Here is an 11,048-nt window from a genome sequence, read left to right as displayed (position 1 = left end):
AAGAAGCCCCCTCACGTACGCAGTGCCGTGCGCAGCCGCGCCGGGTCGACCCGCCAGAAGGTGTGCTGTTCGTCATCGATCAGGACCACCGGGATCTGCTCCCAGTACTCCTTGTACAGCGCCTCGTCCCGCGTGATGTCCTTCTCCACCCAGGACGCGCCGGTCTCCTCGCAGACCGCGCTCACCACCAGCCGCGCGTCGTCGCAGAGATGGCATCCGGGCTTCCCCACGAGGGTCACCACCCGGTCCTCGGACTTCTTCTTCGTACGGCGCAGCAGAGCACTCATACCTTCATTCTGCTCCCCCCGGCGGACCCCCGGCGGCCCTCCGGCGGACCCCCCGGAGGGCTCCTCCGGGCCCGCCGGGTGCGCGGAATCACCCGTTTAACGCGGCCGTCCCGGAGAGTTCACGCCGCCGCATCCCGCCGGGTCGGGAACAGCCGAACGGAATGGCTATGCTCACGACATGGCCGCTCTTGGATGGCTCACCCCCCGCAGGCGCCCCGCCACGGCACGCAGCGTGCTCGCAGGCGAGGCCGCAGCCGAGGCCGCGCAGAAGTCCGCGCTCCCGGCCGGCGCCGAAGAGCTGCCGGCCACCCCCGAAGAGGCCCTGGAGCCCGTCTTCCCGGTGGCCGGCGACACCCGGGCCGCGGCCTTCTTCGACCTCGACAACACCGTGATGCAGGGCGCCGCGATCTTCCACTTCGGCCGCGGCCTGTACAAGCGGAAGTTCTTCCAGCGGCGCGAACTCACCCGGTTCGCCTGGCAGCAGGCCTGGTTCAGGCTGGCCGGCGTCGAGGACCCGGAACACATGCAGGACGCCCGCGACAGCGCCCTGTCCATCGTCAAGGGCCACCGCGTCTCCGAGCTGATGTCCATCGGCGAGGAGATCTACGACGAGTACATGGCCGACCGGATCTGGCCCGGCACCCGCGCCCTCGCCCAGGCCCACCTCGACGCGGGCCAGAAGGTCTGGCTGGTCACCGCCGCCCCGGTGGAGACCGCCACGATCATCGCCCGCCGCCTGGGCCTCACCGGCGCCCTGGGCACCGTCGCCGAGTCGGTCGACGGCGTCTACACCGGCCGGCTGGTCGGCGAACCCCTGCACGGCCCGGCGAAGGCCGAAGCGGTACGCGCGCTGGCCGCGGCCGAGGGCCTGGACCTGGAGCGCTGCGCCGCGTACAGCGACTCGCACAACGACATCCCCATGCTGTCCCTGGTCGGCCACCCGTACGCGATCAACCCGGACTCCAAGCTCCGCAAGCACGCCCGCTCGCTGGACTGGCGGCTGCGCGACTACCGCACCGGCCGCAAGGCGGCCAAGGTCGGCATCCCGGCGGCAGCGGGCGTCGGCGCCCTGGCCGGAGGCACGGCCGCCGCGGTGGCACTCCACCGTCGCCGCCGCTGACCCGTACGGCACCCCTCACGACGCCCCGCGCGGCATCCCCCGTACGGGGACGAAGCGGCACGCCCGGGGACGTACGCCCATTCGGGAGCGGAAAGCGGGCACGGATACCCATCGCTCCGGCCAGTCGCGTTGCGCCCGGCCGACCACAACCCGTCGCCGCCGTAGGCACTTCCTGAAGCTATTCGATCAATAACCGGTCACGATGTGCCACTTGAACCGTCACTTAGAGGTTACGGAAGCGACGTAATCGGTGATTTGAGCAACTGGGTGTAGCACGGCCTGTACGAAGCGTTATTCTCCTCAGACGCACAAGGAGCCCGTCACCCACTACCACGAGTGATGGTTATCCAACTGCACGTGATGGAAGCTCTGCCTCTGGGAGTCCCGTGTACCCACACGTCGGGGTTGACACCTCGGGCCTGGCTACGCTGCGCGCAACGGTCCTCGACCACTTGCGCGGCTTCGTCCCCACCGCGTACGCCGTCCCCCAATTCGCCACCCCTGTACCTGCCGGCCCTTGCTATGCGCTGGCCGAACGCAGCGCGGCCGTCGGAAGACGCAGCACCCGCGGCGCCGCGACCGCCGAGCCCTCCGCGGCTCCCGTACGACGGCCGACGGCCGACAGCGACAGCGCGCGCATGATGGATCTCGTCGAGCGCGCGCAGGCCGGTGAGGCCGAGGCCTTCGGCCGCCTGTACGACCAGTACAGCGACACCGTGTACCGGTACATCTACTACCGCGTGGGAGGCAAGGCGACAGCGGAGGACCTCACCAGTGAGACGTTCCTGCGCGCACTGCGCCGTATCTCCACCTTCACCTGGCAGGGCCGTGACTTCGGCGCCTGGCTGGTCACGATCGCCCGGAACCTGGTCGCCGACCACTTCAAATCCAGTCGTTTCCGGCTGGAAGTGACCACCGGCGAAATGCTCGACGCCAACGAGGTCGCGCGGAGCCCGGAGGACTCCGTCCTTGAATCCCTCTCCAACGCCGCACTGCTGCAAGCCGTACGCCGGCTCAACCCGCAGCAGCAGGAGTGCGTGACCCTGAGATTCCTGCAGGGACTCTCGGTCGCCGAGACCGCCCGGGTCATGGGAAAGAACGAGGGCGCGATCAAAACCTTGCAGTACCGGGCCGTGCGCACGCTCGCGCGACTCCTGCCGGACGACGCCCGCTGACGTCACCATCCGTGACGTGTTCGTGACACACCGATCGGATCATCTCCCGTCCGTAACCCAACTGCCGCGCCACTCGTTGTGCCGGATGAAGGCCCCCTGTCGCCACGCCTGACCGTTTCCACTCGCTCGATCGTGTGGAAACGTCTCCGGTGGGCAACCTTTCGGACCCTCAGGGGAGTCGACCGTCATGACGAGAGGAGGTGCCGCCAGTGATCGCAAACGTTTCGGCACACCGGCGGGCGAACGCCTTCGCCCAGGCCCTGGAGGAACAGTCCCCCCAGGGTGCGGCGGCCGTACAGCCCGAGGACCCGGCCCAACCGGCCGACCACGGAACGCTGTTGGCCCTGGCGAACGGCCTCGGTGAGCTACCGGAGCCGCAATTCGATCCCGAGGTCAAAGTGGTGCAGCGAGCCCAGCTCGTCGCGGCCATGGAGACCATGTTCGCCGAAGGCGGTGCGTCAACGGGCCCTACCGTGCCCGAACAGCGGAGCAAGGGAGCCCACCGGGCCTCCCCGATCCGGAGGCTGCGTCCCCGCTCCCGCTGGGCGAAGGGCCTCACCGCCGGCGGGCTCACGGTGGGTGTGGCCGCGGGAGCATTCGGCGGAGTGGCCGCTGCCAGTTCCGACGCCCTGCCGGGTGATTCCCTCTACCCGCTCAAGCGCGGCATGGAGGACATCAGCCTGGGCATGGCCAACGGCGACGCCGACCGCGGCGAGGTCTACCTCGACCAGGCGTCGACCCGCCTCAGCGAAGCCCGCCGGCTGATGGAGCGGGGCCGCTCGGGCGAGATGGACCACGAATCGATCAGCGAGGTCAGGCGCGCACTCGACGGCATGACGCACGACGCCACCGAGGGCCACCGCCTGCTCCGCAGCGCCTACCAGCGCGACGGTGCCATCGGCCCCATCCAGACGCTGGACTCCTTCTCCTCCTCGCACCGCGCGAGCTGGAGCAGTCTCCGCGACCGGCTGCCCGTCCAGCTGACCGACATCAGCGACAAGGTCAGCTCCGTCTTCGAGGCCATGGACCAGGAAGTCGCACCGCTGAAGTCCCTGCTGCCCCGCACACCGGGCACCGAGGGGGACGCACACCCGGCCGGTTCCGCACAGGAGGACCGGGGCTCCGCGGCCCCGGACCACGAGGCACCTTCCTCCTCCGGGGCGCCGGACGACAGCGCGTCCACCAGCAGCACCACACCGAAGCCCTCCGGCTCCGACAGCAGTCCCCCCGACGGCCTCCTCGGCGGCTCCACGGACGGCCTGCTGGACGACCTCCCGACGGACGGCACCACCCCGTCGTCCCCGGGCGGTACATCCGGCGCGTCCCCCGCGCCGGACGTCACCCTGCCGCCGCTGCTCCCGGGCCTGCTGCCCGGCCTCGGCATCCACGGCGAGGACGTCGAACCCTAGGGGCAACCGCACGGGGAGAGGGGGCCGTCCGGTTCGGACGGCCCCCTCTCCCCGTGCTCCCGGTGCTCTTCGTGATCGTCGGTCAGGAGAGTCGATCAGGAGAGGAGTCAGAAGAAGACCGACCGGCGCTGCACCAGCAGCTTGTACAGCGTGTGCTGGATCTGCTCCCGCACCTGGTCCGTCAGGTTGAACATCAGCATCGGGTCCTCGGCCGCCTCCGGCGGATACCCGTCCGTGGGGATCGGCTCCCCGAACTGGATCGTCCACTTCGTCGGCAGCGGCACCGCACCCAGCGGTCCCAGCCACGGGAAGGTCGGCGTGATCGGGAAGTACGGGACCCCGAGGACCCGCGCCAGTGTCTTCGAGTTGCCGATCATGGGGTAGATCTCCTCCGCGCCCACGATCGAGCACGGCACGATCGGCACCCCGGCCCGCAGCGCCGTCGACACGAAACCGCCGCGCCCGAAGCGCTGCAGCTTGTACCGCTCGCCGAACGGCTTCCCGATGCCCTTGAAGCCCTCCGGCATCACCCCGACGACCTCGCCGCCCTGCAGCAGCCGCTCCGCGTCCTCGGCGCACGCGAGGGTGTGCCCGGCCTTCCGCGCGAGCTCGTTGACCACCGGGAGCATGAAGACGAGATCGGCCGCGAGCAGCCGCAGGTGACGCTCCGCCGGGTGGTTGTCGTGCACGGCGACCTGGAGCATCAGCCCGTCCAGCGGCAGCGTCCCGGAGTGGTTGGCCACGATGAGCGCCCCGCCGTCCGACGGGATGTTCTCGATGCCCTTCACCTCGACGCGGAAGTACTTGTCCGCGAGCGGCCTCAGCATCGACATGAGGACCTGGTCGGTCAGCTCCTTGTCGTAGCCGAACTCGTCGACCTCGTAATCACCCGTGAGCCGGCGCCGCAGAAACGCGAGCCCGCCCGCGATCCGCCGGTCCCAGCCGCTCACCGGACCCTCCCCGCCGCCCTGGGAGGGCCCACCGGCGGCCTCGGTGGCCCCTTCCGGCACCTGGCCGCCCGGCAGGGCGCTCACGGGCGCGGGACCGCCCTGCACGGGCGTCCGCTCCCGGCCGCCGCCCGGCAGCGCACCTCTGCGCCGCCCCGCGCCGGAGCGCGAACGGTCGTCGTCGAACGGAATGACCTTGGCGTCCGCCATCGTCGGTCGCGCTCCTCTACCTGGCGCCGTGCGTCGAATGTGTCGTGCCGGCCTGTCCCCCGCCGCCGATCGGCAGCTCCGCCAGCCTCCCGACCGCCCTGCCCACCCGCTCGGGAGGCAGCAGTCCCGGTCCCCGGCTCCGCGCGAACTCAGCGAACGTCTCGGCCGTGGTGAACTTCGGCCGGAATCCCAGCGTCTCGCGCATCTGCACGGTCGAGACCACCCGGCCGTGGGTGAGCAGCCGGATCTGCTCGGGCGAGAAGTCCGTCATGCCGATCGTACGGAGCGCCGACCCCACCCAGGTGACGGCCGGCAGCAGCACCGGCACGGTCGGCCGCCCCAGTCGGCGCGAACACTGCGAGAGCAGCAGCACACCGTCGCCCGCGATGTTGAACGTGCCGCTGTTCAGCGTGCCGCGCCGGGGTTCACGGGCGGCGATCTCCAGTACGTCGACGACGTCGTCCTCGTGGACGAACTGCAGCCGGGGGTCGTACCCGAGGACCGTCGGCAGGACCGGCAGCGCCAGATAGTCGGCGAGCGGCGAGTCCGGCTCCGGGCCCAGGATGTTCGCGAACCTCAGCACGCACACGGCCACGTCCGGCCGGCGCCGCGCGAAGCCGCGGACGTAGCCCTCGACCTCCACCGCGTCCTTGGCGAAGCCGCCGCTGGGCAGGGACTTGGGGGGCGTCGTCTCGGTGAAGACCGCGGGGTCCCGGGGGGCGGAGCCGTACACGTTCGTACTGGACTTGACCACGAGCCGCTGGACGGTCGGGGACTTCTGACAGGCACCGAGCAGCTGCATCGTGCCGATGACGTTGGTCTCCTTGACCGTCGTCCGGCCGCCCGCGCCGAGCACCTTCGCGGACACGTCCAGATGGACGACCGTGTCGACGGAATGCTCGGCGAGGACCCTGGCGATTGCGGACTGCCGGATGTCCGCCAGGACGAATTCGGCGTCCCCCAGCTGATGGCCGGGCGTGACCGCGTCCACCGCGATCACCCGGTCCACGCCGGGGTCCCGCTGGATACGCCGCACGAAACGGCCTCCCAGCTGCCGGGCCGCGCCTGTGACGAGCACGATCTTCCCCAAGATCAGCGCCTTCCGTCGATCCTTCACCGAGCGGGGTCTTCCCCTGGCCGTCACCGTAGTCGGTGGATGTTGCCCTGTGATGACCCCGGGCGGGCTTTGCCGAAGGGATGGCGGGAATACCACCGGATCCGCCGCACGCACGAAGTCCCGGAACGCACCGAGGCCCTCCCGCCATGACGGCGGAAGGGCCTCGGACTCACGAACTGCGTTCGCTTACTTCTTGTTGCGACGCTGAACGCGCGTGCGCTTGAGCAGCTTGCGGTGCTTCTTCTTGGCCATCCGCTTGCGCCGCTTCTTGATAACAGAGCCCACGACTACCCTCGCTCACTTCTTCTTCACTGGTGCGGGGCGTCTGGGCCCACACGACCTACGTCGGCCTAGCCTACCCGCCACCGCGTGAGGGGCGTAATCCGAGGGCGACGTCAGGCCGACTCCACCCCCACGAAGGACTCTCGGAGATACTCGTGAACCGCTTGCTCCGGGACCCGGAAGGACCTTCCCACCCTGATCGCCGGCAGATGACCGCTGTGCACCAAGCGGTACACGGTCATCTTCGACACCCTCATGACCGAGGCGACTTCCGCCACGGTCAGAAACTTGACCTCGTTGAGAGGCCTCTCGCTGCCAGCAGCCATGACCCACCTGTACCTTCCGCACGAGACGCGCACCGGCTTCCCCTCCGGTGACTCTTCGTCGTTGTGCGCTCACTCCCCAGATTAGGGGCGGGTGATGCGAGTGGGGAAGAGGTGAGACGATCGGCGGCCTACTGTGACAGACACGCCCGATTGAGTACATACCGAGTAAGAGGCCGGTAGTAGTCCGCCCTCACCCCGTCATCAAGCGGAACGGCGACGGACACCCGCCCCTCCGCCTCACCCACGAACAGCGCGGGGTCATCCGTATCCGCCAGCCCGATGGCCTCGATGCCCAGCTGACCTGCCCCGCAGACCCACCCGTGGTCCCCGACCACCAGCTCGGGCAGCACCCCACGGGCGTTCACCGCCTCCTCCAGCACGGCCCGAACCGGCAGCGGCGAGTGGGTGTGTGCGCCGGTGGCACTCCCGGGGGCCCGCACGCCCGGTTCGCGCACCAGCGCGACACCTCGTACGTAGTCGAGGTTGTACGTGCGTACGCCGAACCGGGTCGTTATGTCGACACAGCGGCCCTGCGCGGGGGTGAGCACCGCGCACCCCGCCGCCGACATCGCGTCTGCCAGCCCGGCGTAGAACCCCAGCAGCCGGTGCGGATGCCCCGTACCGAACAGCACCGGAGCCCGCCTCTCCGCGGCCCCGGCCAGCCGCTCCGCGAACGCGTCCAGCGCGGCCAGGGTCCGCTCCGGATCGATCACATCCGGACCTGACACATGATCAGGATCGTTCGACACGCCGCACTTGTCCGCCATCAGCCGCAGCAGGTCACGCTCCCCCCAGGCCCGGTCCGGATCCAGCCCGAGCAGCACACGGGGATCTCTCGCGGCGAAAAGCCGGTAACTCCGCAGACTGGTCTCCCGCGGCGTGGCCACGGGCCCGGCGAGCCGGGCCGCCAGCAGATGAGCGCGCAGCGCTCCGGTGCTCAACACCCTCCCGATGCTGCCGCACCGGACCCGCCCCCGGGCCGGAACCCGGATACCGCCCCACCGTTGGCGTAACCCTCCCTCAGGCCAGCAGCCCCCGCAGCGGGAACGCCGACCGCCGCGTCGCCAGCACCGCCTGGTCCAGCCGGTCCGCCGGGTCGTAGCCGTCCTCCCACGGCTTCCATGAAGGCGTACGGCCGTCCGTCATCCGAGCCGGCCCCAACTGCCGCGTACGGGCGTAGACCTCGTCCCGCCACGACGACGGGACGACCGACTCCGGGTCCACCGGCGCATGAGCGGCGATCCCCACGAGATGGGTCCAGGACCGCGGCACCACGTCCACCACCGCGTAACCGCCCCCGCCCAACGCCACCCAGCGCCCGCCCTCCGCGTAGCTGTGGGCGAGGTCGTGGCAGGCCTCCATCACGGCCCGCTGGGCGTCCAGCGACACCGCGAGATGGGCCAGCGGGTCCTCGAAGTGCGTATCCGCACCGTGCTGGGTCACCAGCACCTGCGGCCGGAACTCCTCCAGCAGCTCGGGCACCACCGCGTGGAACGCCCGCAGCCACCCGGCGTCGCCCGTCCCCGCCGGCAGCGCCACGTTCACCGCACCGCCCTCACCCGCCCCGGCCGCACCGGTCTCCTCCGGCCAGCCGGTCTGCGGGAACAGCGTGCGCGGGTGCTCGTGCAGCGACACGGTCAGCACCCGGGGGTCCTCCCAGAACGCCGCCTGCACCCCGTCCCCGTGGTGGACGTCCACATCGACGTACGCCACCCGCTCCGCACCCAGCTCCAGCAGCCGGGCGATGGCGAGCGCCGGATCGTTGTACACACAGAAGCCCGAGGCCGCCCCGGGCATCGCATGGTGCAGCCCCCCGGTGAAATTCACGGCGTGCGAGGTCTCCCCGCGCCACACCGCCTCAGCGGCCCCCACCGAGAGCCCGGCGATGAGCGCGGACGCCTCGTGCATCCCCTCGAAGGCCGGATCGTCGACGGTCCCCAGCCCGTACGCCTGGTCGGCGGCCCCCGGAGCCGCGGACGCGGCACGCACCGCCGCCACGTAGTCCTCACGGTGCACCAGCCGCAGCGTGGAGTCCCCGGCGGACTTGGCCGACCGGACATCCACCGAACCGTCAAGACCGAACGCCCGCACCAGCCCCATCGTCAGGGCGAGTCTCACCGGGTCCATGGGGTGACTGGACCCGAAGTCGTATCCCGTTACTGCCTCATCCCACATCAGCCGCGCGCGCCCGCTCATGCCCGCCACCGTATCGGGCGGGCTCGGCACCGAACGACCGGGCGTACACGAGCGTCGCGAGGACCAGCACCATGGGTACGAGCATCGCCCCCCGGTAGCTCCACGCGTCCCCCAGCGCCCCCACGAGCGGCGAGCCGACGAGGAAGCCCACGTAGTTGAAGACGTTCAGCCGGGCCACGGCCACATCGCTCGCCCCGGGGAACATCCGCCCCGCGGCGGCGAACGTCTGCGGCACGATCACACAGAGCCCAAGGCCCAGCAGCGTGAAGCCGAGCATCCCCCACCAGGCACCGGGCGCCACCGCCACCACCGCGAACCCGACGGCCGCCAGCACACTGCCGCCCCGCACCACGGCCACCGCCCCGAACCGCCGCACCCCGAGGTCACCGACGGCCCGCCCCAGCAGCGTCGTCACCATGTAGACGTTGTACGGAACCGTCGCCAGCTGCTCCGAACTGCCCAGCACGTCCTGCAGGTACTTCGCGCTCCAGTTGGAGACCGTCGAGTCCCCGATGTACGCGAACGCCATCACCAGGCAGAGCGGCAGCAGCAGCCTGAACGGCACGGACGCACCTCGCGCGGGCTCCGCCCCCACCGGCTCACCACCGGCCGCCTTCCCCTCCGCGTACCACCGGCTCCCGATCAGCGCCGCGGGCAGCAGGACGACCACCGCCGGCAGGTAGGACACCAGCAGCGACAGGTCCCAGTGCGCCCCGGCCCAGGCCATCGACGCCCCGGCGATGCCACCCAGGCTGTACGCGGCGTGGAACCCGAGCATGATGCTGCGCCCGTACGCCCGCTGAAGGCTGACGCCCATCATGTTCATCGACGCGTCCAGGGCCCCGACCGCCAGACCGAAGACCCCGAGCGCGAGCGCAGCCTGCCAGACCTCGCTGCCCGCACCCACACCGAGCAGCGCCAGCATCACGACGGGCTGCGCCCACCTGAGTACGACCCCGGGCCGCACCCGTGCGACCACCTTCTCCGTGGCCACGCTGGCGACCCCCGCCAGGACAGGCACCGCGGCCAGGAAGGCGGGCAGCAGCCCGTCGGATATCCCGTACCGGTCCTGGATGGCGGGGATGCGCGTCACGAGCAGGGCGAACGTCACCCCTTGCACCAGGAAGCTGAGCGCCAGGGAGGCTCTGCCGTACCGCAACCGCGCATCCGTCATGGCCGCGAGCGTAGAGCCCCGGTCTACCGCTGGGTAGATCGATCAGGCGAGCAGTTTGGGAAGCTGCGACATGTCGGAGAAGTGCCCGGTGACCCCGGCGAGCCGGTCCGCCGGCATCATCGAGGTGAATCCGTACACATCCATCCCGGCCGCACGGGCCGCCTCGACGCCGAGCGGGCTGTCCTCGATCACGACACACCGCTCGGGGGCGATACCCATCCGTTCGGCGGCGTGGAGGAACAGGTCCGGGTCCGGCTTCCCTCTCCCCACGTCCTCCGAGCTGAAGACCCACTCCTCCTCGAACCACTGGTCGAGCCCGGTCTTCCGGTGCCCGGCCGCGATCTTCGGGTGGCTTCCGGACGAGGCGACGCAGTACGCCACCCCGTCGGCGACGAGCTCGCCCAGCAGCTCCTCCACCCCGTCGACCGCGGCCAGCTGTTCCTCCTGGAACGCGGCGAGGGTGCGGCGGTGCAGCTCCTCGTCGAAGTCCGCGGGGAGCTTCTGGCTGGTCCGCTCGTCCACCAGGTCGTGGATCCGGTGGACGGCGGCCCCCATGTAGTCGCGGAGGGACTCCTCGTACGAGGTGGGGTGACCGAGCTCGGTGAGGTAGCCGGCCAGGACGGTGTTGGAGATCGGCTCACTGTCGACGAGCACGCCGTCGTTGTCGAAGATGACCAGTTCGTAGCGCATGGTTCGACCCTAGACGCTCAGAACGCAGAAAAGCCCCGTGCCACAAGGGCACGGGGCTTTCCCGGAATAATTGTTCGGCGGCGTCCTACTCTCCCACAGGGTCCCCCCTGCAGTA

The 11,048-nt window shown here is 70.5% G+C and carries 12 protein-coding genes; 3 read left to right on the top strand and 9 right to left on the bottom strand.

Annotated elements, in window-relative coordinates; all coding sequences use genetic code 11:
* Positions 1–11: 11 nt before the first annotated feature.
* A complete protein-coding gene (locus ACIRD8_RS33445) occupies positions 12–287 on the bottom strand; it encodes a glutaredoxin family protein (protein ID WP_404000102.1) in 276 nt (91 codons plus the stop codon).
* A gap of 178 nt (positions 288–465) precedes the next feature.
* Between ACIRD8_RS33445 and ACIRD8_RS33440 the strand changes: the two genes are divergently transcribed.
* From ACIRD8_RS33440 to ACIRD8_RS33430, 3 genes are all read left to right on the top strand, one after another.
* Positions 466–1,407, top strand: coding sequence for an HAD family hydrolase (locus ACIRD8_RS33440; protein ID WP_404000099.1), 942 nt, complete (start codon positions 466–468; stop codon positions 1,405–1,407).
* A 386-nt stretch (positions 1,408–1,793) separates the two neighbouring features.
* On the top strand, positions 1,794–2,582 hold the full coding sequence (locus ACIRD8_RS33435; protein WP_404000096.1) for an ECF subfamily RNA polymerase sigma factor, BldN family: 789 nt from the start codon (positions 1,794–1,796) through the stop codon (positions 2,580–2,582).
* Between the two features lie 209 nt (positions 2,583–2,791).
* Complete coding sequence (locus tag ACIRD8_RS33430) at positions 2,792–3,991, top strand: DUF5667 domain-containing protein (protein ID WP_404000093.1); 1,200 nt, start codon at positions 2,792–2,794, stop codon at positions 3,989–3,991.
* Positions 3,992–4,098: 107 nt separating this feature from the next.
* Here ACIRD8_RS33430 and ACIRD8_RS33425 read toward each other — a convergent pair whose 3' ends face one another.
* From ACIRD8_RS33425 to ACIRD8_RS33390, 8 genes are all read right to left on the bottom strand, one after another.
* Entirely contained in the window at positions 4,099–5,148 is a 1,050-nt protein-coding gene (locus tag ACIRD8_RS33425) for a lysophospholipid acyltransferase family protein (protein ID WP_404000090.1), read from the bottom strand.
* Between the two features lie 16 nt (positions 5,149–5,164).
* Positions 5,165–6,238, bottom strand: coding sequence for an NAD-dependent epimerase/dehydratase family protein (locus tag ACIRD8_RS33420; RefSeq protein ID WP_404000087.1), 1,074 nt, complete (start codon positions 6,236–6,238; stop codon positions 5,165–5,167).
* Positions 6,239–6,451: 213 nt separating this feature from the next.
* Positions 6,452–6,550 carry a 30S ribosomal protein bS22 gene (locus tag ACIRD8_RS33415; protein WP_003948845.1) on the bottom strand — a complete coding sequence of 33 codons (99 nt, stop codon included), beginning with the start codon at positions 6,548–6,550 and terminating at the stop codon, positions 6,452–6,454.
* Between the two features lie 110 nt (positions 6,551–6,660).
* Positions 6,661–6,873 (bottom strand): helix-turn-helix domain-containing protein, encoded by a 213-nt coding sequence (locus ACIRD8_RS33410; RefSeq protein ID WP_014046653.1) that lies wholly within the window; start codon positions 6,871–6,873, stop codon positions 6,661–6,663.
* A 128-nt stretch (positions 6,874–7,001) separates the two neighbouring features.
* Positions 7,002–7,817: a phosphatase gene (locus tag ACIRD8_RS33405; RefSeq protein WP_404000084.1), complete on the bottom strand. Its 816-nt coding sequence runs from the start codon at positions 7,815–7,817 to the stop codon at positions 7,002–7,004.
* 76 nt (positions 7,818–7,893) lie between these two features.
* Positions 7,894–9,069 carry an acetoin utilization protein AcuC gene (locus tag ACIRD8_RS33400; protein WP_404000081.1) on the bottom strand — a complete coding sequence of 392 codons (1,176 nt, stop codon included), beginning with the start codon at positions 9,067–9,069 and terminating at the stop codon, positions 7,894–7,896.
* Positions 9,038–10,243, bottom strand: coding sequence for an MFS transporter (locus ACIRD8_RS33395; RefSeq protein WP_404000078.1), 1,206 nt, complete (start codon positions 10,241–10,243; stop codon positions 9,038–9,040). Before ACIRD8_RS33395 ends, ACIRD8_RS33400 begins: the two co-directional genes overlap by 32 nt.
* Before the next feature lie 42 nt (positions 10,244–10,285).
* Positions 10,286–10,933, bottom strand: a complete 648-nt coding sequence (locus ACIRD8_RS33390; protein WP_404000075.1) for an HAD family hydrolase — start codon at positions 10,931–10,933, stop codon at positions 10,286–10,288.
* Positions 10,934–11,048: the final 115 nt, after the last annotated feature.

The organism is Streptomyces sp. NPDC102451 (genome assembly GCF_044765485.1).
Lineage (GTDB): Bacteria > Actinomycetota > Actinomycetes > Streptomycetales > Streptomycetaceae > Streptomyces.
The sequence above is the reverse complement of the archived record's forward strand: the minus strand, read 5'-3'. Positions and strand labels throughout refer to the sequence as shown.

Coding starts and splice junctions, on each gene's coding strand:
- ACIRD8_RS33445 (WP_404000102.1), bottom strand. CDS start 287: ATGAGTGCTCTGCTGCGCCGTACGAAGAAGAAGTCCGAGGACCGGGTG.
- ACIRD8_RS33390 (WP_404000075.1), bottom strand. CDS start 10,933: ATGCGCTACGAACTGGTCATCTTCGACAACGACGGCGTGCTCGTCGAC.
- ACIRD8_RS33440 (WP_404000099.1), top strand. CDS start 466: ATGGCCGCTCTTGGATGGCTCACCCCCCGCAGGCGCCCCGCCACGGCA.
- ACIRD8_RS33410 (WP_014046653.1), bottom strand. CDS start 6,873: ATGGCTGCTGGCAGCGAGAGGCCTCTCAACGAGGTCAAGTTTCTGACC.
- ACIRD8_RS33400 (WP_404000081.1), bottom strand. CDS start 9,069: ATGAGCGGGCGCGCGCGGCTGATGTGGGATGAGGCAGTAACGGGATAC.
- ACIRD8_RS33395 (WP_404000078.1), bottom strand. CDS start 10,243: ATGACGGATGCGCGGTTGCGGTACGGCAGAGCCTCCCTGGCGCTCAGC.
- ACIRD8_RS33425 (WP_404000090.1), bottom strand. CDS start 5,148: ATGGCGGACGCCAAGGTCATTCCGTTCGACGACGACCGTTCGCGCTCC.